The following is a 25,905-nucleotide window of genomic DNA, read 5'->3' on the forward strand; positions in this document are numbered from 1 at the left end:
CGCTTAGCCATCTATGCAAATCTCCTCACAACAAAGAGTAAAACGCTTTTAGCCGAACCTTTCAGGCAGCGTTTGTTGTCATTTCTACTATGTTAGTGCTTTATCATGTGGAACAACCACACATCAAAAGCACTGCCTTGTATAAATTTCCAACAAACTGCTGCAAAAACTAACTTGAAAGATCAAAATGCCCTAATAAGTCGAATAAAAAATTGCCGCCATTATAAAGCAATACCAAGGAATGTCACCTGTAAACATTAGCGAAACATAGGTCTCAATTTAATTGAACACGTAATGATTTTTGCCCGCGTCTTTAACTTTATACATTAGCGTGTCAGCCACCTTTAACAGTTCTGTATCTGTCATACCATCATCGGGGTACATGGCAATACCGATACTACAGCCAATGTTCACAACCACCTCAGGTAAAGTGAACGGCTGTTGGATTAACTTCAGCACTTTATCAGCGATAAAGCTCGCTTCTTCTTTATGATGTAAGCCGGTTAATAACAAAACAAATTCATCACCGCCAAAGCGCACTATGGTATCAGATTTTCTCACACAACCATTTAACCGCTTAGACACTTCCACTAATAGTTCGTCACCAACATCATGCCCATAGCTATCATTAATCGTTTTAAATCCATCTAAATCAATAAATAATACCGCCATCAATAAAGACTGACGTTGATGAAAATGAATCGCGGTATTGATCCTATCTTTCATTAAGGTTCGATTGGCCAGCCCAGTTAACTCATCATGAGTCGCCATATGCTTCATTTTTTCTTCAAGCGACTTTCTCATGTTAATTTCACGATATAAGCGACGGTTCCACACTATAATAATAATTAATATCACTAAGATAATAACGGCGACTTGGCCCGACAATTTTAACACGGTACTTTTATCTAACCCTGTTTCTAAATGAATAGTGAACCATTTTTCATAGATTGCTTGTTTCTCACTTTCACTTATCGATAACAGCGCTTTATCAATAATCGATTTAAGTAACGGCCAGTCTTGACGAATTGCATAGCTATTAGGGTCAAATTCAAACTCTTCAATCACAGAAATATTGAGTTTTACGATACTTTCACGATTAATTAATTCAGAGGCGGTCGCCATATTTTCGATAAAGCCATCTACAACACCATTTTTGACCGCTAATAATCCTTCTTCATAGTTATCAACTAAACGTAAATTAATTTGAGGGTGTGTTTTACGGATATCATTGATCAAATAATAGCCGCGAACAATTGCAAGCTCTTTACCATAATAGTCGGTGATATTTGACAGTTTTCGCTCATGACGTTGATGAATAATAACCCAGGGAGTATTCCAGTAAACATCTGAAAAATTTAGTGATTTTTTCCGCTCTTCGGTTTCTGTTGCACTGGCAATCACATCAACATCATTCACCGTTAATGCGGTAAATAATTCAGTCCAATTATCAAAAGCAACATACGAAAACTTTATCCCCGTTCGCTGCTCAATCAGTTGATTAATATCTATGTTCACACCACTAGGTTGGCCATTGTCGTCAATAAACTCCATCGGCTTCCAGTTACGTACCAGACCTATTTTGATCTCTGGGTGTTGCTGCAAAAATACATTTTCATGCTCAGTTAAATCTACTTCTGTGGCATTGACCTGATAATACCCTTTGCTTGGATCGCTTAACCACCGCTTTTCAAGTTTAATCAGTTCATCGACAGGTAATGAATTAAAACCTTCCTGTATAATTTCAGCTAATCGGGTATTACCTTTTTGCGTGAATGAGTATATATCAATAGTAAAAGGGCTTCGGGTAAAACTATAAAATTGCTTACGTAATTTAGCTAAGGCCAGCTGAGCTTCCATGTTTTCAACAATACCCACCATAGCATCTATTTTGCCATAGTCAGCGGCTTCCATTAAGGTGGCATAATCACGAAAAAAAACTAACGATATTTCAGGGTACTCTTGCTCAAGCTGCTCCCTATAAGCAGCTGATTCAAACACCCCAAGCTTTTTGCCTTTTAATTGGGACAGGTGAGTAATATTAGGGAGGTTTTTGTTAACATAAACATTGGAAGCAACAGAGTACACTTGATTAGCAACCATTAACTTATTATTGGCATTCCCCTCTTTGGTAAAAGCAATGTGTATATCTGCTCCCCCTTGACTGATCACTTCAAGCGCGTCATTGGTCGATTGAGGAATAAATTCAATATTCAACCCCATGGTTTCAGCCCAAAGACGCCAAATATCAATAAATAGTCCTTGTGGTTTGCCAGAGGAAGAAATATCCATAAAAGGCGGCAACTCTGGCGTGAACACTAAAGAAATGCTGTCATTTTTCTTCGAAACACCGAGCCATTTTTTTTCTATCGCAATTTTTTCTTCGTTTGATATTTTAGCAAAGCCCTGATCAATAAAGTCAATCAGGGCAAAGTTGTCTTTAGCAACCGCACTGACATAGTTATCCCGATGAAATAATACTTTTTTGTACACGGGAAATTTGGTTTGTAAATCTTTATAACGAGGATAACGCTTCGACAATTTATCTAAATTACTAAACGCGACTATTTCACCAGCAAGGGCTGCATCAAACAACTCAAAGCGGCTTTTGTACAGTCGTAATTTAAGCTGGGGGGTTAACTGAGCTAACTGCTCAACATGACTCGAGCCCGCAACCACGCCGATAGTATAGGGCAATAACTCTTGTATTTTAGTAAATTTAGGCAAGTCACGATGGACACGAAAATAGCTATTAAAATGAAAAAAAGGCTCACTAAAATTAAAATATTGGCTTCGCTCTTCCGTTTTAGCTAAACCCGCATGTATATCAATACGTTTATCTTTGACTTGATCCAGAGTTTGTTGCCAATTTAGCACGACAAACTCAATTTTTACTTGTTGTTTCTTTGCCCATAGTCGCCATAAATCAACCATGATGCCTTCAACTTCTCCCTTCTCATTAGCAAAATGATAAGGATAAGAAGTTTGATTCACGGCAATTGTGTAAACTTTTTTATCTGCTGTAACCGGCTGGGCTGCTATTTGATTGCTAGTGAATAATACAATCATTATCAGCACAGGATAAACTATTGCTCGCTGTAATAAGGCCTTCATATTGCCATCATCATCCTGTGTTGACGATTAATAATTGTTTCTATCATGCCAAAAAGAAGTTCAAACACATTAAATCCATTCATTATTATTTGATAACCGTGTCAATTATACTTTTTCTATCACATATAAAATTCACAAAGTAAGTGCAACATAAGAAAAAGCCCAAGTTAACACATTACATTTCATAACCTACCGCTTTTCAGTTAAAATACCAACACTTAAACTTAAGTTAATTGAATTTATCTATGCCTCGCTCAAACACTGATGTTATTTTTTCTAACAAACAAAGCAAAATTAAAGACTTTGCTTTTGACGCTCAGGTCGCTGAAGTATTTCCCGATATGATCTCTCGCTCGGTGCCTGGTTATGCCACCATCATCGACACTATTGGCCAATTAAGTCAGCATTATGTTAGCGAAGGCTCTAATGTTTATGATTTAGGTTGTTCATTAGGTGCTGCAACGCTGGCCATGCGTCAAGCCATCACTGCAAAGCAATGTAAAATTATTGGTGTAGATAATTCAACAGCCATGGTTGAGCGTTGTCAACGACACGTCAATGCCTTTAAAGGTGACACGCCTGTTGAAATAATAGAAGACAATATTCTCAATGTTGAGATGAACAATGCTTCAATGGCTGTGCTCAACTTTACTTTACAGTTTATTGAACCCGATCTTCGCCAAACCATGATCAATAATGTCGCTCAAGGCTTAAATACTGGCGGTATTTTGGTGCTATCAGAAAAAATCTCCAGCACCGATGATGTCTGTGATGACTTATTGATCGACTTACATCACAATTTTAAACGTGCCAATGGTTACAGCGATCTTGAAATTGCTCAAAAGCGCACCGCATTAGAAAACGTTATGCGCACTGATGATTTACCCACTCATATTAGCCGACTAGAAACGGCAGGTTTTACCCACATTAGTCCCTGGTTCCAATGTTTTAACTTTTTTTCTTTAGTTGCGATCAAATAATGAATTTCAATCAATTTTATCAACAAATTGCTCAAAATCGTTTAGCCCCATGGTTAAACACTTTACCTGCACAATTAACACTTTGGCAGCAACAAGAGCTACATGGTGAATTTGCCCAATGGCAAAAAACGTTAGATGCATTACCAAAAACAACTCCCAGCCATATTGATCTAGAAAATGGCGTGATAGTTGGTCAGCAAGAAGATATTAATTCGGGCGAATTTAAACGCATTGAAAATTTACTGAAAAAATTCAAGCCATGGCGTAAAGGGCCCTATCATGTCCATGGCTTACATATTGACACCGAATGGCGCTCAGATTTTAAATGGGATCGTTTGCTCCCCCATATTAGCGACCTGAGTAATAAATATGTACTTGATATTGGCTGCGGCAGTGGCTACCACTTATGGCGCATGCGTGGCGCTGGCGCTAAGTTTGTCGTTGGCATCGATCCGACACAACTGTTTTTCACGCAATTTAACGCCATACAGCATTTTATCAAAGATCCTGCGGTGAACTTATTGCCTTTGGGAGTAGAAGATTTACCTGAGCTAGCTGCGTTTGACACTGTCTTTGCGATGGGCGTACTTTATCATCGTCGCTCGCCAATTGATTTTATTTATCAGTTAAAATCCCAACTTGTTAAAGGTGGTGAATTGGTATTGGAAACCTTAGTGGTTGATGGTGATGTTAACACCGTTCTAGTGCCTGGCGAACGCTACGCTAAGATGCGAAATGTCTGGTTTTTACCAAGTTGCCAAGCTATGTGTGCTTGGCTTGAGCGTTGTGGCTTTATCAATATTCGCGTAGTCGATACCGACATCACTTCATTTGAAGAGCAACGAAAAACAGAGTGGATCGATACTGAATCGCTTCAAGACTTTCTCGATCCAAATGATACCAGCAAGACAATTGAAGGCTATCCCGCGCCAAAAAGAGCTATTTTTATCGCTAATACTAAATAACCACCAACAAGTAGCTCTAACCACTGTTTTAACTAAAAGCTTGTACAGCCACAATAATATTGGGTAAGGTATCGATTAATGGTAAAAACCTTAACAATCATTAGGTAGTGTATGAGTAATGTGTGGTTAGAGCGACAACGAGCGAATGTTGTACAACGAAAAGATGATCATCGTAGTCCTTTTCAACGAGACCGCGCCAGAATATTACATTCAGCAGCATTTAGACGCCTACAATCAAAAACCCAAGTGATGGGGAGTGGCCAAAGCGATTTTTATCGTACCCGTCTTACCCACTCATTAGAAGCGGCACAAATCGGCTCTGGTATTAGCGCACAATTACGTAATAAATCCCCAGAACTCGCTGCACAATTATTTCCCGCCGATGACACCTTAATCGAGTCGCTATGTTTAGCGCATGATATTGGTCATCCGCCTTTCGGGCATGGTGGTGAAGTCGCGTTAAACTTTATGATGCGCGAACACGGCGGCTTCGAAGGCAATGGTCAGACATTTCGCATTGTTTCTTACTTAGAACCGTTTAGTGAACATCATGGAATGAACTTAGCAAGAAGAACCTTACTAGGCTTGATCAAATACCCACAAACCCTCAATCAGTTATCATGCCAAGCTAGCGTCAAGGTTCCTGAGAATTTCAGACAATTAAAAGCCGCTGATTGGCATCCCCCGAAAGGGTTATTTCAAGACGATATAGACACCTTAAACTGGGTATTATCACCATTATCTAGTGCGGATAAAGCGTTATTTCAACAGCTTGTTACCCAAGATAATCGTCACAGTAAAACACTGTACAAATCTTTAGATTGTTCCATTATGGAACTGGCTGATGATATTGCTTACGGCATTCACGACTTAGAAGATGCTATTGTCACAGGGGTCGTACAGCAAGATGATTTTGAACACCATGTTATCGATAAACTCAAGCAATTAGATGATCAATGGCTACAACAATTAAGTGATGATTTATCAGATAAACTATTTGGCCATAAAACCTATCAACAAAAAGAAGCCATTGGCGGTTTAGTCAATTATTTGATCACTGCGATTGTGCTAGAAGATTTAAATGAAACGCAGCAACTTCAGTTTGAAGAGCCGTTATTAAGATACAATGCTAAACACCCCATAATTGCTCAGCAGGTATTGAAAATATTCAAAGACTTCGTGTTTGATTTTGTGATCAAGCGCACCGAAATTCAGCATCATGAATATCGAGGTCAACAAATAGTGATGGAGTTATTTGAAGCACTCGCCTCAGATCCCGAGCGTTTATTACCTAAAAATGCCTTACGAAATTATCAAGATTCAGTCGCTAAGCAATTAAATAGTCATCGTGTCATTGCTGATTATGTTGCGGGCATGACGGACGATTTTGCCACTGGGCTCTATCAAAGCTTATTTATCCCGACGAGCGTGAATAATAAGCATGATCTTCACCAATAAACACCCTAGAGCGTGTTGAACTTTGCTGTTCATTTTTGCAACTGACTGTTTGGCATTTAGACAAGGCAGCGCCTTCGTAGTGTAGTTATTCTCCTCAAGTAAGGCGATAACACAGTATAAATGTTAAACAGGCGTTGCCCAAGGGGTTCAATTGAGCGTACTTTGCTCATTGTTGCTCGTTTTTTACATAGAGCAACTATGCTACGAACCGAGCGTCGTGATCAAAGCACGCACAAATTGAACAAAATTTGTACCTCAAAGATCAACACGCTCTAGTTACACAAACTATCAGCTAAAGCTTTGAATACGATCAAGGTCTTGCTTGTCGACAAAGTCAGCAAAATCTTCTGCCATACGACTCGTTTCAGTTAATACCGATTGCCAGTATGGAATACGCTGCTCTGCTGACATCTCGGTAAAATCTTTACGATCAGGAATTTTGCGATAAGGTAACGCATCAAACATTTTCTGCGAGGGACAAATCAACACAACGTTATCATAGCTTTTACTTGATACCGTACGAGTAAGGTTTTTATCAAACCATCCCGCCTTAGGTGTCGCATTAAAATGCGGATATAAAACCAGACCAGGGTTCTCAATCTCAAGATCAAAATGATAATCAATGATGCCGCCGTCTCGATACATGCCCTTGGGTGATTGAGCAATATTTCTCACGCCTTGCATGACTAACGGGATCGAGCCTGATGCTAATAACGCTTGGCTGAGGTTTTGCTGGGTTAATGGAATACGTTTGGTGGCAAATTGATAGGGATCAGAAAAAGTTAACTGGCTGCTACTTGCCTGATACACAATGCGCTCATATTGCCAGTTTAAGTATTTTCTATCGAGGCGATTGAGTATATAGCTGCTTAATAATCCCACACCTTGTAATAACTTATTGTCACTTGCCGTTAACCCTTTTGCTCTTGCGACAATAAAATGTGCTTTAAACACAGGGTTAGCAACAATTTGCTCAATGCCCTGCTGACCAAACACCTCAGTTAGTAACGTTTTTGCTTTGCTGGTGATCTCATCAGGCGTAGCATGCGCAGAGTAAACCGTGTGTGAATAATGTCGAGCTAATCGCTCAATCGCTGCCACCGGATCATGTTGTGCAAAACACGCGGCGCGAAAAGCCCCCGCACTGGAGCCAACAAGGTTTAACGCTTGTGTACGATGATGAAAAAATTCACCAAATAAAAACCTATCTAACTGGTAAAGAATAAACCACTTCGGTCCACCACTAGCACCAAGAAAAGAGCTAAACAGCTCCTGTTTAAAGCCGTTTTCTTGGATAGTTTTTAAGGCATTCTTGCCTGCGTATATTTCAATCATGACGACTCAATTTCCAACACATTTTTCTCATGAAACTCTTATCCATATTAATAAGCCACAGCAGGATCAAATAACGATTTCACCTTTGAGGTATTCAACACAACTCCCAATAAGCGTTACCCGATCACCATTTATCTGACAAATCAGCTCGCCACCACGCTGAGAAACTTGTTTAGCAACCAATTGCTGCTTGTTGAGCTTTTCAGCCCAATAAGGCGCTAGCTGGCAATGAGCTGAGCCAGTGACAGGATCTTCATTTACCTCTAATTTAGGGAAAAAACAACGGGAGACAAAATCGTAATGATCACTTTTTGCTGTCACCAGCACACCGCGTAAATCTAATTGCTGCCAGGCAGTAAAATCAGGGGTAAAGTCGAGTACTTGTTGCTCATTTGCTAATACAACAATGTAATCAAAACCAGCTAGCACTTCATCCACTTGCTCTTCAATACCTGTCACTAATTGCTCAGGTGCAGCAATAGGCTTTGGTAAGGTCGCTGGAAAATCCATCATTAAGCCATTATCTGCTTTAGTTACCCTAAGCTCACCGCTGCGTGTAGAAAATAACAGCGCATCTGCTTGCGGCTCATAATAGTTAAAAATAACATCTGCCGCCGCCAGTGTAGCGTGACCACATAAATCAACTTCTGCTGCTGGCGTCATCCAGCGCAGTTGATAATGGGTATTATCTTTCACAAAAAAAGCGGTTTCGGATAAATTATTTTCTTGTGCAATGGCTTGCAGTATTTCATCACTTAACCAAGAAGTTAAAGGACAAACCGCCGCAGGATTTCCCTGAAACCGTTGCTGAGCAAAGGCATCTATTTGATACAAAGGTATGGTGGTCATTATCATTTACCCTTTTTGATACAAGGCACAAGCTGCGCCAGCGGGATCGTTAATTACCACGTACTTATCATTGCCCATCGTATTTATTGGTGTCAGTAATTTGCCCCCCAACGCCTTTACTTGAGCAACACTTTGCTCAATATCAGCAACTAAAAAATACGGTAACCACATCGGAGGAAGGTCAGCATTTGAACCTTTAGCATGACAAATACCCGAAACCGCCTGTTTGTCTTCGGTCAACATAGTAAAGTCTTGATAATCCCCCATAGAAACGGCTTCACTTTGCCAACCGATCACATCTTGATAAAAATTTTTCACTTCTTCGGCATTCGCTACCGTTAAATCTAACCACGCCATGTCACCTATTTTATTCGTCATAGAGCGTTCCTCATATTGTGATCATGTTATGCAAACTCGTCTTTTATGATACGTTTTGGGTTCACAGGATAATATTTTTCGGGTAAACAATTAATATGTTCAAAAAAGCGGGTATCTTTATAAGGCAACTTCATAAAACCGGAAATACCTTGCCCTGTTACCGTTGGCAAAAGCGCTAAGAGTTGCGCTAAACATTCGCGAAACTCTTGTTCTTTATCATGATTAAGTAACATCAAATAACTGTGAATTTTTAAATGCGTAGGTAACACTTCAAAAATAATACAGCCAGTATGATGAATTAAATTTAACCGCGCCAATACCGCCATTATTTCATCGGGTAAATATAAATATTCATCAGGATCTTTACCATCTTCAAAATATGAATGTAGCCGTGTGACATCATCAACAACCGGCACATCACTGACATCAAAAGGGATTTTCTGATCTTTTGCCGCAACAAACGGCAGGCTTTCATCTTCTCGCTCCACATGCAAAGTGTTACGAGCGTTAAACAAACAACTTTTAAATACCCCGATTCGGAAAATTCCTTGCGCAAGATGGATCATGTTGTTCACAGCACTTTGAAAAGAGGTTTTCAATGAAGCATCAAACAAGGTTAAATTGGAATCGATATAAACCCCTTCTTTTTCCCAACGAATCGCCAAACCGCCCACCACAGGAAAGTTAGCTAAACGGCTCACCGCGGCAATGAATGCTTTTTCATTATCCCCCATGCCCATTAAATAATTTTTATAATATTTTTCTAGCTGGGCATCATCGATCCCCGTTAACGAATCCTCATCACTTTGTTCTCTTAAAAATGATTTTCGCGAACCATAAACCACAGTGTCAATTTCTTGTTCACTCGGTTTACACCACACTGGAATTAACGGGGTGATCACTGGGTTTGTTGGCTGTTCTGCTAACACAATATTTTTTAATAATGGTAGGTGAGCAAAGAAGTAATCACCCGCCTTATCTCGCGTTGTTTTATCACCACTAAGCATGGCTTCTATGATCTTGGCAAACATTTTGGGTAGCCCCAAAGCGCTTGGCGGAATAACATGATGACCATAGCGGCAAGATTGTCCTGATGCTAAGGCATAAATGGTTGCAGCAAAGCCTTGTTCATCAAAGCGAGGAGATGACATTTCGCCATTGATTTGCTCAGGACCAATAAAGTAGACATCACCTAATCTGGCATTAGAATTTTGTAAATCACTACTCATTAAATCCATAATGTTATTGGCGGTTGTTTGTCCATGGATATCAAGCTGAGCAGTGACAGCTGAGCCCCAATCAACTAAATAAATTTGCCCGGTATTTTCATCATAAACCACATTCGATGGTTTAATATCACCATGCACATAGGGCTTACCTTTTTTATGTAATTTAACATTACGCAAATACAATAAAATTTCGGCTAATTGCAAAGCAATATGCATCACTAATTCAGGAGGCAAAGGACCATGTTGATGTGAATATTGCTCTAAATCAATGCCAGGAGCACGCGCCATATGGACGATTGATTGTCGTTTAATTTTATAATATTCAACAATTTGAGGGATTTTTGGATGATGGAGTTGTGACTGTAGTTCGGCTTCTTCTGCTAAACGGTCCTGTACATGTTGTGGTAGGTTAATTCTCGAGAATTTAAACACCTGCGCAACACCGACTTCATCATCACCAGCAAAGACAAAACCAAAAGCCCCTTTGCCAATTAGGCTGATATTATTATAGCCAAGCAATGATAATTGCTGCTTACATAATTCAACCCATTGCTTAAGCTTTGTGGCGTCTTTATGACTTAATAAATAAATAGACTGCTCTTCAGCAATATAAAAGTGCTGTAGCTTATTGTCGTGTTTGGGAGTTTCTATCATGTTTATTGTCATAAAAACGTCATATCTATAGCTTATCCTATCCTGACTTTATTTTTCTCTAACCAATGCAGACATCAATAAAGTACCTCTAGATGACATCGTTGTTAATGTTAGCCTTAGTTTCTACTAAGGCTTTTTTTTACCTGATTAACAGCCAATATGAAACCAAGGCAATAATCAATGATACGGAAAAACTGAGAATTGCCCCTTCTTTAACCATTTGTTGGATCGAAATTTTTCCCGTACCAAAGGCAATAGCATTCGGCGCCGTAGCAACAGGTAACATAAACGCACAACTGGCACACATAGCAGCGGGGATCATAAAGACAGTTGGATCATAACCCGAAGCAAGGGCCGCAACAGCTAATATCGGCATCAATAAGGTTGCTGTTGCTGTATTACTGGTGATTTCAGTTAGATAAGTGACAAATAAGCAAATGGTGATAATCATTAAAATGGCGGGTAAACTGCCAAGTGATGTCAACCACTGGCCTAAAATATCACTTAAACCGGACGCGACAAAACCTTTCGCAATAGCAATACCACCAGCAAACAACAATAACATCCCCCAAGGAATTTCCTTTGCACTTTCCCAATCAAGTAACCGTGAACCTTTACCATTTGGCACTAAAAACATCATCACTACCGCAAACAGCGCCACTGTACTATCACCCGCCAATGGAATATCAAATAATTGACTCCACCCACCAAACGGCTCTTTTCGTGTGATCCAAAGCAATGCAGTAATACCAAAGACCCATAAGGTTCGACTTTCTTCAACCCGCCATTGACCAAGTTCAGGTAACACTATCTTTTCTTTCAATGTAATATTGCGGGTTAACCACATCGCCATTAAAGGTAGCGCAATTAACACGACAGGCACACCAATTTTCATCCAAGCTAAAAAACCAAACTCCTGACCCGTTTGCTCTTCATAAATCCCCATAAAAATTACATTAGGTGGTGTACCAATAGGAGTACCTATTCCGCCAACAGATGAAGCATAAGCAATACCGAGTATCAGCGCGGTGGTCAATCTAGGATTATTAACATGCACTAATACCGCTAAAGCAATGGGTAACATAATTAACGTGGTCGCCGTATTCGATATCCACATGCTAAGAATACCTGCTGCTAACATAAAACCTAGCACTAAGCGTCGAGCACTCGAAACCCCGATAATTTTTACCATATACATCGCAAGACGCTGGTGCGTACCACTTTTTTCAATCGCTTTTGACAACATAAATGCCCCCATCAGCAATAAAATCACATGACTACCCAGTGAAGAAGCAACGGTTTTATGATCAACAATGCCAAATAAAGGTAACAAAGCAAAAGGGACAAGCGAGGTAGCTGGAATAGGAATAGCCTCACTCACCCACCAGATAACCGTTAACAAAGTAATGGCTGCTGCAATCGCAGGCTTTTCTGGCAAGCCTAAATAAATAAGTAAGAAATAGCTAAGTAACGCTGCGGCAGGCCCAATAAGAAGCAGTAAAGATTTTTTATTCATATCATTATTATTATTTGTTAATTATCATTTTTCCGAGAAGAGAGTTAGCGTCATTGAGCACTCAGTTGCATTTCTAGCCTAGGCTTCACGCTAAGATATACGTGTCATTCGTTGTTACGTAGATAATAAGTTAACCTATTCGGCTTCACGTAAATGCGCTTTAACACCTTACATGCTTTCAGCTTATCATATCCTGCCAACGATAGTGTTTAACCACATGTCATCTATTCGTAATGCAATTTTGATAAGTCACCTTCAACAAATGTTCAGGTATTTTGAACTTGTTCGATAAGCAATGTGTCTAGCAGGTTCATCATACTCAAGTTGTGCGACCTTCTAACAAGACAACAAGCATACTTAATGATTAATAGACATTCAAAGAGTCATTAACATATTTAATGTACTAACGGAGCTCCAACGCCTGCTGCAACAAATGGGATCACTTTATTGATCACATCAGAAATGTCAATTTGCTGACCAAAGTCGCTTTGTGCAATGTCCATTAAGGCGTCACTTGATGACATAGTAAAGACCACTGTTCCCATAGTCAGGTGTAAACGCCAAAAAATATCTTCTGCTGACAATTCAGGGTACGCCCGTTGTACCGCAACGACAAACTTTTCAATCACCCCTGGGTATTGCGTGGTAAGAAACCAGCGCAAAAAGCCTTGACTATCCGTGTAACCACGGCCAAGCAGTTGTAAAAAATTACTGGTGCCATTTTCCTTAAATACATTCAATGAGAGCAAAGGCTCAACAAAAGCAGAGAACACTTCAACCAAACTAGGTGGAGTCTCTTGTTGGCAAATAACCGTTAAAGAAGCTTCTAATCGCGGTGACAATTCATTCATATAGCGAGACATGACCGCTTTGATCAGTTCTTTTTTTGAACCAAAGTGATAATTAACCGCAGCAAGATTAACATCTGCTAAGCTAGTTATTTCTCTTAATGACGTGCCATTAAAGCCTTTATCCGCAAATAAATGTTCTGCCGCATCAAGTATTTTATTTTTAGTGCTCATGCTAATACAACCAAGGTAAGCCACGATTTCAATTTAAACAGTTTAAACAAGCGTTTGAAATAACGCAACTAGCTTAATAAAAGCCTTATTGGTGAACTTATCATTAAAAGATATAAGACGATTACGCATAGTTTTCAATCGAAGTTAATGCTGATGTTTAAGTCTATCTCTTGACCGATAAAAACAGAGTAAAAACCAAAAATAACAACAACTTAAAGTAGAATTGAATATATTGATTACTCACACGGTTAGTACAAATACTAACAGACACTATGTTCATAAAAACAACAAAAAAATTTCAATTCAGGAACAAGTACTTATCTTATGATCATTCACTTTTGAGCGAAAAATGATTTTTTATTAATGACGGGGGCAACAAAATAGATTATTATTTATACAGCTCAGTGATGAGCATTTTTATATATCTCCTGCAGTATATATCCCAAAGTTTCATGAATGATTGCCCAGACCTAGTCTGGGCTTTTTATTTTACTCTTCAGTTTTAGAATAATGCGCGACTTGGTTTCGCCCATTATTTTTCGACTGATATAAGGCATTATCAGCACACTCAATCCATGCTTCATGATTTTTCATTGTGGCATCAATTTCCGCTAAACCTAAACTAATGGTGTATTTAACATCGATATCATTATACTTAACCACGCTATCTTCTACTGTTTTACGTAATCGTTCAGCAAAAAATTTTGAATTCTCTGCATCGGTGTCAGCAAGCAAAATTGCAAACTCTTCACCGCCATATCGACCTGAAATGTCTGTTTCTCTCACATGCTGTTTAATAATGTTAGCCAGATGACGTATGACTTCATCACCAACCACATGACCATAACTGTCATTGATCTTTTTAAAATGATCAATATCAATCATCACTAAACTACTCACATGTTGACTACGGGTCCAGCGCTTATACTCGGCAGCTAAACAATGCTCCCAGTGAGAACGATTAAAAACCATGGTTAAACCATCCGTTTGGCTTAACACTGATAATTCCTTATTCGCCTGCTCTAATTCTTTTTTATGTACCGCATTATCCGTCACATCATAAACAATCAAACACAAATGTGTTACTTCTCCAGTGGATGACATCAACGGAATAAAGGTTGTGTTTTGATACATATAATCAGCGGTACCAGTAATCGGTCGATAATTGAGAAATTTAAATAAGTACGGACGTTGCTCCCAAATGGTAAACGCCTTGTTTTTCAACATAAATACAGACTCAGATTTTCGAATAAACCACTCTTTCGGGATTTCATCAAACAAATCAAAAATCAGTTTACCTTTAACTTCTCTTGGTAGTAAGCCACTATGATTTTCCATAAAGCCATTCCAAATCTGAATATGGTACTGGCGATCAAGTACAACCAAGCCAACATCAATGGTATGCAGCATTTCCATTAACCAATGTAACTCGTTTATTTGCTCCGTTTCTAACGACATATTTACTCCAGCAAATAGGCAATTTTATTGTTAAGTGTTTTCATCGACTCTTCGGTAAATAGCAGTAATAAATCACATTTTATCGGATAATTTTCAATACCATAGCTGATTTCAATTGCTAACGTACGTTGCCATTTTTGTGAGTTTGTGGCGATTAATTCTGATATTTTGCGATGCTGACCTAACACAACAGGATGACCTTGACTAAACGGCATATCCAATTGTTCTGAAATACCTTTAAGACAAGCACCAATTAATACATTGGCCATATCCATTAACAACTCAAGCTCTGCCTTATCATCCATTTCACACTGATAATTCATTAATTGAGCAACATCATTAAAGCTTGAATCATTTAAGATTAATAATGCTTCCCCTGAGATCCCCGCACCAATAAAGCCCTGACAAATACCAGAAGTACTCTCATGCGCTTCAACATCAGACAATGCCATGCTTAATTCACTGACTTCAATCACATTAACATTAGGAATAGGCAATACCACAAATACATTGAGTAACCTTGCTAATAAATCACCTGCTTGACCCATAGCCACATTAGCAATTTCTTGATAACAATCACGTAAATCGGCGGGTAATGAAATAATGCTACTGTCGCTTTTAGGCTTTACTTCTTCGGCAGGGGTAATAGGCTTGGTAACGGGCGATAACTCGACTTTTTCTTCTATTGCAGTATTAATAACAGGTAAAACAACTTCATCTTCAGGAGCAAAAATGCCATAAGCTTTCAATATTTCCGTTAATTTACCCTGATTGACCGGCTTTTTGATGAAATCAAGAGCCCCCATGCTGGTCACTCTCTGGTGAGCTTCGGGTTGAATATCACCAGAAATAACCACCACCATAGTGGGTAAATCTTCCTTAATAATAACGTCAAGCACTTGATAACCATCCATTTCAGGCATATTTAAATCAAGTAACAATACATCTCCTTTGCCCGCTTTTATAGCCTCAATGGCTTCGCGACCATTAGTTGCGAAACTAATGTCAACTTCCCAGCCCTCAGGTAGCGATCTTGCTACTTGCTTACGCGCCATATTTGAATCATCACAAATTAATAAGGCTGTTGACATAAATACCTTGCTTACCTCTATGTTAATATTAACCAATTACAACTTTATATAATAAAGCCATCCATGCCTTAACAATAGATAAGAATTAAAAAAAACACTATTTGTTGGCTATTTTTTTTTGTCAGCGTTAAGCTTTCAATCAAATTTTGAAACTTAATTACTATTATGAAATTTAAAAAATTATTATTGATTCCCACGCTTATTATTTTCAGCAATTTCTCGCTATCAGCCAACACGTTATTAAATACTGATTTGCCCGAGCATAATGATCTGGTTAAAGCTGGAGACAAATACGTGGTGTTATTAGGTAATCAAGTAGCGATTGGAGAACAAGCACCGGATTTTAAAGTGGTAAACGAAAGCTTCGCACCGGTTTCATTACAAGATTTCACTGGTAAGAAGTTACTGATCTCGGTAGTACCAAGTTTAGATACTGGGGTGTGCTCTCTACAGACCAAACGATTTAATGAAGAGCTTGCCAAACAGCCAGATGATGTGGTTATGCTAACAATAAGCAATGATCTCCCATTTGCACAAAAGCGCTTTTGCAAAACCGAAAACGTCGACAAAATTAAAGTATTATCTGATGCTGTCTGGCGAGATTTTGGCACAAAATATGGTCTGTTAATCAAAGATATGGGGCTGTTAACTCGAGCAATTTTTATTATTGATGAACAAGGAAAAATAACCTATAAAGAATTAGTTGAAAATATTGCCAATCATCCAGATTATCAACAGGCATTAGCTTCGCTAAGCGCATTAACGGCTGAAAACCAACCCCCAGCTAAGAGCAAAGACTCCGTTCAATAACGACTAGGGCGTGTTTCTGTGCAGAGCGCTAAATATATAAAATATAGCGCTCTGTTATCTCAGCTTTAAAACCCATAGTAAATACACTTTCAATAACAATACACATTCATCGTTTTAAGGGTTTACTCATCTTCCCCCCAGATTAACGCCCTCAATCAATTTTATTTTTTTAATAAAAAGCAATAGGTTACATATTTTTTTAAAATTTTTTCTTTCAAATGCTTGAAAAGAAAATTTACGTCCTTATCTATTAAACTGTAGTCGCCTGATGGGACTACACACATGAACTGCCTGTTTAATAAAAGGCACTTAACTGGTTACTTACTTCGCAATGAGTTTACGTCGCAACATAAGTTGGACAATAAAGCTTAGGTAAGCAACTTTAACAGCATATTGCTAACAAGATAGGATATGAATTATGCGTACTAATACAGATTTTAGCCCACTATACCGTTCATTTATTGGTTTCGATCACTTAGCTGGATTACTCGACAAAGCCTCTCGTGCTGACAAACAGTCATCTTATCCACCGTACAACATTGAACTGCTCGCCGATGATCAATATCGCATCACTATGGCAGTTGCTGGTTTTGCAGAAAACGAGCTTGAAATTGAATCGAAACAAAATAACTTAATTGTCACAGGTACTAAACCTACCAATGATGACAAGTCGAGCAGAAAATTTCTTCATCAAGGCATCGCCGAGCGAAATTTTGAACGAAAATTTCAATTAGGTGATCACGTTAAAGTGATAGGCGCCTTTATGGAAAATGGTTTATTACACATAGACTTAGAAAGAGAAATACCAGAAGCTTTAAAACCAAGAAAAATTGCTATAAATGGTAAAAGCCTACTCAATAGCAACAAAGAATAACCAAGCATTTACTATTTCTCTCCCTGACATTTTGCCCAGTTAGTATTAACTGGGCTTTTTTATATCAAATATTTTTCAATAAAAAATCACTGATCAAAGGTTCTACTAACTGTGGGTGACTAATAGGTCCCATATGCCCTGCATCAACGAACACCAGCTCTGATGATGCAATATGTTGCCCGATGTTCTCACTTAATTGTTTACTTTGAGCACTCGTGCCTTTGCCCACCAATATTAAAGCTGGACAGGCAATAGCAAATAGATCGCTCAACAGATAAGTTTCACCAAAAATTCCATGAAAATCCAAGTTGACTTTCTTCATCCCTATTGCCATTTGCTGCTGTGTTGCCTCTGGTAATGCGTCAAAAAAACCATCACCATTCCAATAATCAATAAAACGCTTAGCTGCACTGCTTAAATTCAGTTGCTCCAGTTCATCTGCAAATATTTTCACCACATGATCATCTAGCTGTTCTAGCAAATGAAACGCTACAGGTTCGTAAAGCGTTAAACTGGCAATATTCTCGGGTGACTCTACCGCCATTTTTAACGCAATCGCTCCCCCGCATGAGTGACCAACAAGGTGATATGGCTGAGTTACCTCATGCATCGCCAGAATTTGTTTGATGCGAGCCACTTCAGTGGCAAAAGAATAATTTTGTTCATCGGTCACTTGTGGTGCTCGACCATAGCCCAATAAATCAATATTAATACAACAGAAGCAGTCGCTTAAACTCTGTGCTAAGCGTTGCCACTGTTTTGCACTGCTTAATGAGCTATGCAAAAATACAACCACAGGGCCCTTGCCACTGACTGAAACACCTTCCATCACTTATACCTTGTTACAAATAAAGTAAGCTTAACAGCCAAATCTGACACCCGTCAAAATTAATTTAATTAAAACACATTCTTTTACTAACGTTTATCGCCTGAATATGATTAAATTTACTTAACTAAATTCAATCTACAACGATAACAATATGAATATAGATTTAACGAATAAAAACGCACTTGTTTGCGGTAGTAGCCAAGGTATTGGTAAAGCGTGTGCACTAGAATTAGCCGCGCTTGGCGCAAATGTTACCTTATTTTCACGTAACCTTAGCTCTCTGAATGAAGTATTGGCCGAATTAGATACAAGTAAAGGGCAACAGCATCAAGTACTCGTAGCCGACTTTAGCCAGCCAGAGCAGGTGAAACAAGTGATCACAGAAGCAATAGCGAAGGGTAATGGATTTGAAATTCTGATCAACAACACTGGCGGACCAGCACCTGGGCCTGCCCATATTTCTGCAGCAGAAGATTTTATCAATGCCTTTAATCTGCACTTAGTGTCTAACCACCATTTAGTGCAAGCCTTGCTCCCTTTTATGAAACAACAAGGCTATGGTCGTATCATTAATGTTATTTCGACATCGGTTAAACAACCTTTACCAAATTTAGGCGTATCCAATACTATTCGTGGTGCTGTAGCAAGCTGGGCAAAAACTTTAGCAAATGAACTGGGTGAGTTTGGTATAACGGTGAATAATGTCTTACCAGGCGCAACAGCAACAGCGCGCTTAGATGCCATTATCGCCGGTAAAGCCAAAAAGCAAAATATTTCGATTGAACAAGCAACGGCAAACGAAAAAGCGACCATTCCAATGAGGCGCTTTGCTCAACCTGAAGAATTTGCCGCTGCGGCTGCATTTTTAGCTTCGCCATCAGCTGGCTATATTACGGGTATCAACTTACCCGTAGATGGAGGCCGAACGTCATCGTTATAGCCTTAGGTTAACTATCTAGATGAAACAATAACTCGATAAGATCAGGTTGCCATTGATATTCTGACAGTCTGATCTTATTGCCTATTACCACCACTTGTTCATCCTGCAATAACTGCTTTTGGCGGTTAAAACCATCACTGCCCACAGGGAATGATATTTTACCTTGACTATTTACCACTCGATACCATGGGATTTGTTGTCCTTGCCAACCGGTTTTAGGCGCCTGCCTTAATGCCTTACTAATTAAACGAGCACGCCCGGGTAAACCAGCAAGATCAGCAATTTGACCATAACTCACCACTTTGCCAAGTGGTATTTTCTGTACCGCTCGCCAAATTTTGACATAATTTGGCTTAATAGCTTCAAGACCTGTTTTTGCTACCAAGGTAATACTTGTCCATTAGAATGTTTAAACACTCCACTCTCACTCATTGATAACTCATTGATCAAACCAACAATTCTACTCGCTGCCTCTAGTGCCGATATATCGCCATTGTTGTTCACCATATCTGTTTGCACATAGCCTGGATGATAAATTCCCACAGCAATTTCTTGTGGTGCAAGATCTTTTGATAATGACATTGCCGCAGCATTTAATGCAGCTTTTGACATACGGTAACCATAACGGCCACCTGAACCATTATCTGCAATAGACCCCATTCTTGAAGTGATCATGGCAATTTTACTACCGGAAGATAACTGAGGTAATAATTGCTCAGCGACTCTTAACGGCGCTAATGCATTGACTTCAAACTGCTCCCGAATGGTATCAATATTCAATTGTCCTAATTGCTCATCCCTTAAGATACCTGCATTGCACACCAGTACATCAATACTTGTTTGCTTTAATTGCTCGACCATATGCTCAAGCCCCTGCTTGGTCGACACATCAACCCCAGTAACAATTTCTACGTTTAGCTGCGCTAATTGTTCAGACGATTGGCGGCAAAGCGCTATCACACGATCCCCTTGCTCAGCAAACTGTTGAGCTAGTTTAAGCCCTATTCCTCTATTAGCTCCCGTTATAACGACTGTATTTTTCATCTACATTTCATCCTTTATTAAATTACAATGTATTATATGCGAGTGATACCTGCTATTTTCAAGGATATATATGGAACTAAACTTGATAAAACACCCTATTACTATTGAAACAGAGCGACTAAGCTTGCAATCAATGAATGAAGATGACTTGCCATTTTTTTATCAGCTACAAAGCGATGAATCATTGATGAAATACATAGGCCCAATTTTAACAAAAGAAGCAATTAAGCAAAAATTTGCTGCGCGCATAAAACCTTGGGACGGCGATCAAACACAGTGGTTAACGTTAAAGATTATCGTAAAGTCATCACAAAATTTTGCGGGCACTATCGGCTTTCGGCTGATAGATATTGAAAGCGAACGTGCAGAAATAGGCTACTTATTAACAGCTGAGCATCAAGGAAAGGGGTATATGGTAGAAGCAGCGCGGGCTATCATCAACTTTCTGTTTCACCAAGTCAACGTGATGAAAATTGAAGCCCATTGTTGTGCCATAAATCAAGCAAGCTGGCAGGTGATGGAAAAATTAGGCATGCAACGAGAAGGACACTTTAAAGCACATTCTGTGCTAAATCAGCAACGGCTAGATGATTATAGTTATGGTTTACTATCCCCTAACGTTGCAATTTACGATTAATGAATGAAAAAAAGCCACTAACAATTAGTGGCTTTTATTGCGAGCATTTATTGAGTGAACTGGCTAATTAGCCACCACACTTTTTACTTTTGCCTTTTTTATCTTCGCCGCACTTACCTTTGTGCTTACCTTTACCTTCACCGCACTTGCCTTCGCCGCATTTGCCTTTTTTCATGGCTTTTTTATCTTCACCACATTTGCCTTTATGCTTGCCTTTTCCTTCACCGCACTTACCTTCGCCACATTTGCCTTTGTGCTTGCCTTTTCCTTCACCGCACTTGCCTTCGCCACATTTGCCTTTGTGCTTACCTTTACCTTCACCGCACTTGCCTTCGCCACATTTGCCTTTTTTCATGGCTTTTTTGCCTTCGCCACATTTGCCTTTGTTCTTACCTTTACCTTCGCCACATTTATTTTCATGCTCATCGCCAGCAATAGTAACAATACCCTGCGTTTCAAAAGGATTAGATTCCGCTTTTGCTGCTGTGCTCATTAACGACGTTAAAGCAAAAGTAGCTAATAACAATGCTAAACTTGATTTTTTAATTATATTCATTTTATTTTCCTTTAAAAATTAAACTTAGACACCATATCTAATCACAATGTTAATTCAATATGACGATACAAGGTCAATCTAGTACTACTATTTTAACAAGACCTGATAATTCACAATAAATTTCGGACAAGTTAATTTTTTTTATTCAAAGTAAAACTTTAGGTTAATTTTTTTCAAATGTCTAATCATAGATGACTTATAATCCAATGAAAAACCAAGTAAAAAAAGTCACTCTTGCCCCAATGGAAGGTGTAGCCGATGTCCTTATGCGTGAGATGCTCACTTCATTAAATCGCTATGATCTGTGTATTACTGAGTTCGTCAGAGTCGTTAACACTTTGGTGCCTAAAAAAGTATTTTATAAAATTTGCCCTGAATTACTTAACCAAGGTTTTTGTCAAAACCAAACCCCTGTTCGAGTACAGCTGTTAGGGCAAGAACCTGAGTGGATGGCTGAGAATGCGGTTCGAGCTATCGAATTAGGTTCACACGGTATTGATATTAACTTTGGCTGCCCGGCAAAAACCGTCAATAAAAGCAAAGGTGGAGCGGTATTATTAAAATCACCAGAAACCATTTACCGCATTGTTAATAACGTCAAAGAATCTATCTCAGCTGAACAGATCCTATCGGTAAAAATCCGGTTAGGGTTTGATGATACCAGCTTGCTTGATGAAATTGTCAGTGCCATTACCAGTGCTAATGCAAATCAGCTTACCATTCATGCTCGCACCAAACGTGATGGCTATAACCCACCGGCTTATTGGCATCATATAGGCGAAATAAGTGACAAATACCCCATTGAATTATTTGCCAATGGTGAAATTTGGAGCTTTGACGATGCACAACAATGTATGCAACAAGCAAAAACCAACAATATTATGCTTGGCAGAGGCGCACTCGCTACCCCCAATTTAGCCAATGTAGTAAAAGGTATTGAGGCGAAAATGTCTTGGCATCAATTATGTCAACAGCTAAAGCGATATGCTTATTTAGAATTAGCGGGAGATAAAAGCTTTTACTTTTCCAGCCGACTCAAACAATGGCTGCGGTATTTGAAATTACAGTACCCACAAGCTGAGGCTTTATTTAACGAAATCAAGCTACTCAAAGAAAAAACAGCGATTTTAACCGCGATTGATAAACTCCATTAATCATACTCACTTCACCGACTCTAAGCCTGAGACTTTCACTGTTGCACGATAACCGTTTCAATAGTAAATAAAGTAAATGTTAGGTTACGATATATTTTCAAGCAAAAAGAGATAATTAATCACAATTTGTCATAGCCTTAGCGAAGATTTTTTTAGATAAACCAGTTATGATATTGCCATAGTGAGTAATGTAAGAATAAAGTAACGTGGAAAACGGATCAGAGTTAAGAGCAAGATATAATGATATCAATCGTGGGGTATATTTTATTGGTACTACCCCACCCAAAAGTGATACCCCATTTGAGCAAGTAGAAACTATCGCTAGCAAGTTATTAGAGCGTGTCAGCGATATTGATTTTGATGGTTTGATTGTCTACGACATTCAAGATGAAGACTCTCGTACTAACAAGCCGCGCCCTTTTCCGTTTAAATCAACCCATGATCCTCGTCATTATTCAGCGTTACTAAATCAAAAATCATCGCGTCCTGTGATCACTTATAAAAGCGTAGTACAGTCAAATGCTGACGCGTTTGAGCAATGGGCGAATGACGCATGGCAACAATACGGCGTCAGAGATATTGTCCTTGTTGGCAGCCCATCAAAAAATAACACTATTTCATTACCGCTATCAGATGCTTATCAAACCTTAGTACAGAATAAGCATGACTTTTTTATCGGTGGCGTCACCATTGCCGAGCGCCACGCGGTCAAAGGTAATGAGCATCAACGACTCATTGAAAAACATCAGCAAGGGTGCAATTTTTTTATTTCGCAGGCTATCTATAATCCACAAGCGACGATAGACATGCTGACCCGTTATGCGATTGAATGTAAAAAACAGCAACTAAAACCACAACGATTCATCTTAACGTTTTCCCCTTGCGGTAGTGGCAAAACACTTGAGTTTATAGAATGGCTTGGGGTAAGCGTGCCAGAAGCGACTAGCTTAAGAATATTAAATGCACAAAAGCCGCTTTATGAATCCATCCGAATTTGTGTGAACAGTTTACGCCAAATCTTAGATGCAGTGCTGCCTTATGATCTACCTTTGGGATTGAATATTGAAAGTTTAACCAATCGAAAAGAAGAGATAGACGGTTCAATATTATTATATAAACTGTTACGTTCATCGATGGAAAAATATTTGGCTCAAAAAGAGCTCGAAAATTTAATGAAATAGGAGTTATCAATGTCTGTTACCGCCATGGTTGTTCTCATTGTATTAATTTCAGTTGGCTTTGGTGTTTTGTACGATATGTATAAAAAACAACTTGAATTTAAAGAACGAACCAGCAATCAAAATAGTAAAGCGGCAGAAGAAAACATCGAATTAAAAAAGCAGGTAAAAAACTTGGAACAGCGCGTACAAGTACTTGAGACAATCGTCACTGACGAAGGTTATCAAGTTAAAAAAGATATCAATAAACTATAGCTCAAGCACTGTATCAGGCAATTATCTGTGAAGTTAATCATGAAAACTGAGTTTGATAACCTCAGACTCAATCCCGCTCATCAATATGAAGCAGACAGTAATGGTGACAAACAAGTCGTCAAAATATACTGTGGTGAACTGCTAATCGCTAAAAAGCTCAAAATAAAGAAGACCATCCGCTATTTTGGTATAAAAAATTACCAACAATACCTCGCCAATTAACCTGTCTACTATCAAGCTGTTAGTTTATGAGTGTTCACTAATATGAACAAAACAGATGTTTCAAACAGGCAACAACAGAAACATTGTTTTACAACTTGAAACTGTTCAATATATAATCAACTCACTAAGTAACTAATATCAAGAGTTGTAAAATGAAAAATGTTGTATTAAGTATTTTTTTCATGATATTCGTTGCTGGCTGTGCGTCAAATGGAAGTGTGTCACACTGGCAAGGTGAATCACTAGGTAATTTGATCGCAGAATATGGCACGCCTCATTCTTTCCTCAAACTAGGCGATGGCAATAAGATTGTTGAGTACGATAACAACGGCTCTCAACAGCTTGCAGGCAATTTCTGTTCAATCACATTTATTATCGATAGGCAAAACCGTATTTCAGGTGCAAATACCCAAGGTAATGGCACTAACTGTGTAGCCCCTTAAGCCCTGTTATTTGCTACTTGCAGCATATTAAATACAGAACTGAAATAGTTGTTACCATCAAGTAACAACTATTGCTTATTGATTTTTATCCCCGCGGAATAACCAAGTATTACCGACTAGATAAATAAAAAAACGTCACCATTCAAACTTTTTAGCTTCATTGCTCGACTCTATACATAAGTCAGTTAAATTAATTACAATGGAGTCAGCAATGCCGCAGCTATTACTGAATAAACTAATTTTATCTACGCTAAGTTCACTTAGCTTTATTATCCTACTTGCCATTGGTTCACCTAATGTACAAGCCGATGTTACCAGACAGTACCTTAAAACCGATGGAATCACAATTTTCCGCTCCGATGATGAGCAAGAAAAAAGGTACTATGTCAATGGTAAAGTCATCTACTTTCACGAACTCAATCAGGCACAAAAGCAAAGGATCAGCGCAGTTGAAGCCAAGTTAGATCATCTTCAGCAGCAGTTTCAAATTCAAGAAGGCAAACTCGAACAATTTGCTGCCGAACTTGAACAAAAAGCACAGACGATCACCGATGAAGTCAGCAAACTTGAACAAGTGAGCGTGAAATTTGATAAAGACACGATTAATATGCAAGATTTAGCGGTGATTTCTGCCGAGTTATCAAAACTAGCATTAATTGATGAAGCGTTAATCAAACAACAAGAGCAAGAAATGGCAAAAATAGAGCAACAATTTGACGCGGTTGATTTATCAATCATCAAAGAAATCGAAATACAGGCCGCTAAATTAGAAAGCGTATTGATTGATATTGCGAAAGAGTTATAACCACAACCATCCGAAATACTTAAGCAAAACAAACCATACAATCAGCAGATACTCCGCAAAATGTTTAGTTAAACCTTTTTGCGGAGTTAATGTATAAGCCATTCATTTA

26 protein-coding genes are annotated in these 25,905 nt (G+C 38.8%); 13 read left to right on the plus strand and 13 right to left on the minus strand.

Translation table 11 applies throughout. From position 1 onward, the window contains the following. Nucleotides 1–279 precede the first annotated feature (279 nt). Nucleotides 280–3,114, minus strand: coding sequence for a transporter substrate-binding domain-containing protein (locus IV514_RS07650; protein WP_206484360.1), 2,835 nt, complete (start codon nt 3,112–3,114; stop codon nt 280–282). A gap of 245 nt (nt 3,115–3,359) precedes the next feature. Between IV514_RS07650 and cmoA the strand changes: the two genes are divergently transcribed. The 3 genes from cmoA (at nt 3,360) to IV514_RS07665 (ending at nt 6,517) form a co-directional block, all read left to right on the plus strand. Then, nucleotides 3,360–4,094 carry a carboxy-S-adenosyl-L-methionine synthase CmoA gene (gene cmoA, locus IV514_RS07655; RefSeq protein ID WP_206484361.1) on the plus strand — a complete coding sequence of 245 codons (735 nt, stop codon included), beginning with the start codon at nt 3,360–3,362 and terminating at the stop codon, nt 4,092–4,094. After that, nucleotides 4,094–5,059 carry a tRNA 5-methoxyuridine(34)/uridine 5-oxyacetic acid(34) synthase CmoB gene (gene cmoB, locus IV514_RS07660; RefSeq protein WP_206484362.1) on the plus strand — a complete coding sequence of 322 codons (966 nt, stop codon included), beginning with the start codon at nt 4,094–4,096 and terminating at the stop codon, nt 5,057–5,059. Before cmoA ends, cmoB begins: the two co-directional genes overlap by 1 nt. Before the next feature lie 111 nt (nt 5,060–5,170). Next, nucleotides 5,171–6,517, plus strand: coding sequence for an anti-phage deoxyguanosine triphosphatase (locus IV514_RS07665; RefSeq protein ID WP_206484363.1), 1,347 nt, complete (start codon nt 5,171–5,173; stop codon nt 6,515–6,517). Nucleotides 6,518–6,805: 288 nt separating this feature from the next. On the opposite strand, the gene IV514_RS07670 is transcribed toward IV514_RS07665, so the two are convergent. From IV514_RS07670 to IV514_RS07705, 8 genes are all read right to left on the minus strand, one after another. Further along, nucleotides 6,806–7,852 carry a patatin-like phospholipase family protein gene (locus IV514_RS07670; protein WP_206484364.1) on the minus strand — a complete coding sequence of 349 codons (1,047 nt, stop codon included), beginning with the start codon at nt 7,850–7,852 and terminating at the stop codon, nt 6,806–6,808. 66 nt (nt 7,853–7,918) lie between these two features. Further along, entirely contained in the window at nt 7,919–8,701 is a 783-nt protein-coding gene (locus IV514_RS07675; protein ID WP_206484365.1) for a PhzF family phenazine biosynthesis protein, read from the minus strand. A 6-nt stretch (nt 8,702–8,707) separates the two neighbouring features. Next, nucleotides 8,708–9,079 (minus strand): VOC family protein, encoded by a 372-nt coding sequence (locus IV514_RS07680; protein ID WP_206484366.1) that lies wholly within the window; start codon nt 9,077–9,079, stop codon nt 8,708–8,710. A 26-nt stretch (nt 9,080–9,105) separates the two neighbouring features. After that, the gene (locus IV514_RS07685) at nt 9,106–10,974 is read right to left on the minus strand and encodes a protein kinase (protein ID WP_241242247.1); all 1,869 of its coding nucleotides are present in this window, start codon (nt 10,972–10,974) and stop codon (nt 9,106–9,108) included. A 127-nt stretch (nt 10,975–11,101) separates the two neighbouring features. Next, complete coding sequence (locus IV514_RS07690) at nt 11,102–12,478, minus strand: SLC13 family permease (RefSeq protein ID WP_206484367.1); 1,377 nt, start codon at nt 12,476–12,478, stop codon at nt 11,102–11,104. A gap of 395 nt (nt 12,479–12,873) precedes the next feature. Continuing rightward, complete coding sequence (locus tag IV514_RS07695; RefSeq protein WP_206484368.1) at nt 12,874–13,500, minus strand: TetR/AcrR family transcriptional regulator; 627 nt, start codon at nt 13,498–13,500, stop codon at nt 12,874–12,876. A 489-nt stretch (nt 13,501–13,989) separates the two neighbouring features. Beyond that, nucleotides 13,990–14,958, minus strand: a complete 969-nt coding sequence (locus tag IV514_RS07700) for a diguanylate cyclase (protein WP_206484369.1) — start codon at nt 14,956–14,958, stop codon at nt 13,990–13,992. Between the two features lie 2 nt (nt 14,959–14,960). Continuing rightward, entirely contained in the window at nt 14,961–16,049 is a 1,089-nt protein-coding gene (locus IV514_RS07705) for a response regulator (RefSeq protein ID WP_206484370.1), read from the minus strand. A 165-nt stretch (nt 16,050–16,214) separates the two neighbouring features. Between IV514_RS07705 and tpx the strand changes: the two genes are divergently transcribed. Further along, nucleotides 16,215–16,859, plus strand: a complete 645-nt coding sequence (gene tpx, locus IV514_RS07710; protein ID WP_206484371.1) for a thiol peroxidase — start codon at nt 16,215–16,217, stop codon at nt 16,857–16,859. 418 nt (nt 16,860–17,277) lie between these two features. Beyond that, the gene (locus IV514_RS07715) at nt 17,278–17,733 is read left to right on the plus strand and encodes an Hsp20 family protein (protein WP_206484372.1); all 456 of its coding nucleotides are present in this window, start codon (nt 17,278–17,280) and stop codon (nt 17,731–17,733) included. Between the two features lie 64 nt (nt 17,734–17,797). Here the strand turns inward: IV514_RS07715 and IV514_RS07720 are convergent, their stop codons facing one another. Next, entirely contained in the window at nt 17,798–18,562 is a 765-nt protein-coding gene (locus IV514_RS07720) for an alpha/beta hydrolase (protein ID WP_206484373.1), read from the minus strand. A gap of 151 nt (nt 18,563–18,713) precedes the next feature. Between IV514_RS07720 and IV514_RS07725 the strand changes: the two genes are divergently transcribed. After that, a complete protein-coding gene (locus tag IV514_RS07725) occupies nt 18,714–19,502 on the plus strand; it encodes an SDR family oxidoreductase (protein WP_206484374.1) in 789 nt (262 codons plus the stop codon). 7 nt (nt 19,503–19,509) lie between these two features. On the opposite strand, the gene IV514_RS07730 is transcribed toward IV514_RS07725, so the two are convergent. Next, complete coding sequence (locus IV514_RS07730; RefSeq protein ID WP_241242248.1) at nt 19,510–19,887, minus strand: MGMT family protein; 378 nt, start codon at nt 19,885–19,887, stop codon at nt 19,510–19,512. Then, nucleotides 19,881–20,546 (minus strand): SDR family oxidoreductase, encoded by a 666-nt coding sequence (locus IV514_RS07735; protein WP_206484375.1) that lies wholly within the window; start codon nt 20,544–20,546, stop codon nt 19,881–19,883. Before IV514_RS07735 ends, IV514_RS07730 begins: the two co-directional genes overlap by 7 nt. Nucleotides 20,547–20,616: 70 nt before the next feature. Between IV514_RS07735 and IV514_RS07740 the strand changes: the two genes are divergently transcribed. Then, nucleotides 20,617–21,183, plus strand: a complete 567-nt coding sequence (locus tag IV514_RS07740; RefSeq protein ID WP_206484376.1) for a GNAT family N-acetyltransferase — start codon at nt 20,617–20,619, stop codon at nt 21,181–21,183. Between the two features lie 67 nt (nt 21,184–21,250). Here IV514_RS07740 and IV514_RS07745 read toward each other — a convergent pair whose 3' ends face one another. Further along, nucleotides 21,251–21,739, minus strand: a complete 489-nt coding sequence (locus IV514_RS07745) for a hypothetical protein (protein ID WP_206484377.1) — start codon at nt 21,737–21,739, stop codon at nt 21,251–21,253. 191 nt (nt 21,740–21,930) lie between these two features. Between IV514_RS07745 and IV514_RS07750 the strand changes: the two genes are divergently transcribed. The 6 genes from IV514_RS07750 (at nt 21,931) to IV514_RS07775 (ending at nt 25,796) form a co-directional block, all read left to right on the plus strand. Then, nucleotides 21,931–22,893, plus strand: a complete 963-nt coding sequence (locus IV514_RS07750) for a tRNA-dihydrouridine synthase (protein ID WP_241242249.1) — start codon at nt 21,931–21,933, stop codon at nt 22,891–22,893. A gap of 206 nt (nt 22,894–23,099) precedes the next feature. Then, nucleotides 23,100–24,074 (plus strand): hypothetical protein, encoded by a 975-nt coding sequence (locus tag IV514_RS07755; RefSeq protein WP_206484378.1) that lies wholly within the window; start codon nt 23,100–23,102, stop codon nt 24,072–24,074. 9 nt (nt 24,075–24,083) lie between these two features. Continuing rightward, complete coding sequence (locus IV514_RS07760) at nt 24,084–24,326, plus strand: hypothetical protein (RefSeq protein WP_206484379.1); 243 nt, start codon at nt 24,084–24,086, stop codon at nt 24,324–24,326. Between the two features lie 39 nt (nt 24,327–24,365). Next, on the plus strand, nt 24,366–24,548 hold the full coding sequence (locus IV514_RS07765; protein ID WP_241242250.1) for a hypothetical protein: 183 nt from the start codon (nt 24,366–24,368) through the stop codon (nt 24,546–24,548). Between the two features lie 152 nt (nt 24,549–24,700). Further along, entirely contained in the window at nt 24,701–24,991 is a 291-nt protein-coding gene (locus IV514_RS07770; RefSeq protein WP_206484381.1) for a hypothetical protein, read from the plus strand. Nucleotides 24,992–25,202: 211 nt separating this feature from the next. Beyond that, on the plus strand, nt 25,203–25,796 hold the full coding sequence (locus IV514_RS07775) for a hypothetical protein (protein WP_206484382.1): 594 nt from the start codon (nt 25,203–25,205) through the stop codon (nt 25,794–25,796). Nucleotides 25,797–25,905: the final 109 nt, after the last annotated feature.

Source organism: Thalassotalea sp. G2M2-11, from assembly GCF_017168195.1.
GTDB lineage: Bacteria > Pseudomonadota > Gammaproteobacteria > Enterobacterales > Alteromonadaceae > Thalassotalea_E.

Coding starts and splice junctions, on each gene's coding strand:
- IV514_RS07670 (WP_206484364.1), bottom strand. CDS start 7,852: ATGATTGAAATATACGCAGGCAAGAATGCCTTAAAAACTATCCAAGAA.
- cmoA (WP_206484361.1), top strand. CDS start 3,360: ATGCCTCGCTCAAACACTGATGTTATTTTTTCTAACAAACAAAGCAAA.
- IV514_RS07685 (WP_241242247.1), bottom strand. CDS start 10,974: ATGACAATAAACATGATAGAAACTCCCAAACACGACAATAAGCTACAG.
- IV514_RS07745 (WP_206484377.1), bottom strand. CDS start 21,739: ATGAATATAATTAAAAAATCAAGTTTAGCATTGTTATTAGCTACTTTT.
- IV514_RS07735 (WP_206484375.1), bottom strand. CDS start 20,546: ATGAAAAATACAGTCGTTATAACGGGAGCTAATAGAGGAATAGGGCTT.
- IV514_RS07765 (WP_241242250.1), top strand. CDS start 24,366: ATGAAAACTGAGTTTGATAACCTCAGACTCAATCCCGCTCATCAATAT.
- IV514_RS07695 (WP_206484368.1), bottom strand. CDS start 13,500: ATGAGCACTAAAAATAAAATACTTGATGCGGCAGAACATTTATTTGCG.
- IV514_RS07680 (WP_206484366.1), bottom strand. CDS start 9,079: ATGACGAATAAAATAGGTGACATGGCGTGGTTAGATTTAACGGTAGCG.
- IV514_RS07665 (WP_206484363.1), top strand. CDS start 5,171: ATGAGTAATGTGTGGTTAGAGCGACAACGAGCGAATGTTGTACAACGA.
- cmoB (WP_206484362.1), top strand. CDS start 4,094: ATGAATTTCAATCAATTTTATCAACAAATTGCTCAAAATCGTTTAGCC.
- IV514_RS07650 (WP_206484360.1), bottom strand. CDS start 3,114: ATGAAGGCCTTATTACAGCGAGCAATAGTTTATCCTGTGCTGATAATG.
- IV514_RS07770 (WP_206484381.1), top strand. CDS start 24,701: ATGAAAAATGTTGTATTAAGTATTTTTTTCATGATATTCGTTGCTGGC.
- IV514_RS07725 (WP_206484374.1), top strand. CDS start 18,714: ATGAATATAGATTTAACGAATAAAAACGCACTTGTTTGCGGTAGTAGC.
- IV514_RS07760 (WP_206484379.1), top strand. CDS start 24,084: ATGTCTGTTACCGCCATGGTTGTTCTCATTGTATTAATTTCAGTTGGC.
- IV514_RS07715 (WP_206484372.1), top strand. CDS start 17,278: ATGCGTACTAATACAGATTTTAGCCCACTATACCGTTCATTTATTGGT.
- tpx (WP_206484371.1), top strand. CDS start 16,215: ATGAAATTTAAAAAATTATTATTGATTCCCACGCTTATTATTTTCAGC.
- IV514_RS07750 (WP_241242249.1), top strand. CDS start 21,931: ATGACTTATAATCCAATGAAAAACCAAGTAAAAAAAGTCACTCTTGCC.
- IV514_RS07675 (WP_206484365.1), bottom strand. CDS start 8,701: ATGACCACCATACCTTTGTATCAAATAGATGCCTTTGCTCAGCAACGG.
- IV514_RS07690 (WP_206484367.1), bottom strand. CDS start 12,478: ATGAATAAAAAATCTTTACTGCTTCTTATTGGGCCTGCCGCAGCGTTA.
- IV514_RS07705 (WP_206484370.1), bottom strand. CDS start 16,049: ATGTCAACAGCCTTATTAATTTGTGATGATTCAAATATGGCGCGTAAG.
- IV514_RS07720 (WP_206484373.1), bottom strand. CDS start 18,562: ATGGAAGGTGTTTCAGTCAGTGGCAAGGGCCCTGTGGTTGTATTTTTG.
- IV514_RS07775 (WP_206484382.1), top strand. CDS start 25,203: ATGCCGCAGCTATTACTGAATAAACTAATTTTATCTACGCTAAGTTCA.
- IV514_RS07740 (WP_206484376.1), top strand. CDS start 20,617: ATGGAACTAAACTTGATAAAACACCCTATTACTATTGAAACAGAGCGA.
- IV514_RS07700 (WP_206484369.1), bottom strand. CDS start 14,958: ATGTCGTTAGAAACGGAGCAAATAAACGAGTTACATTGGTTAATGGAA.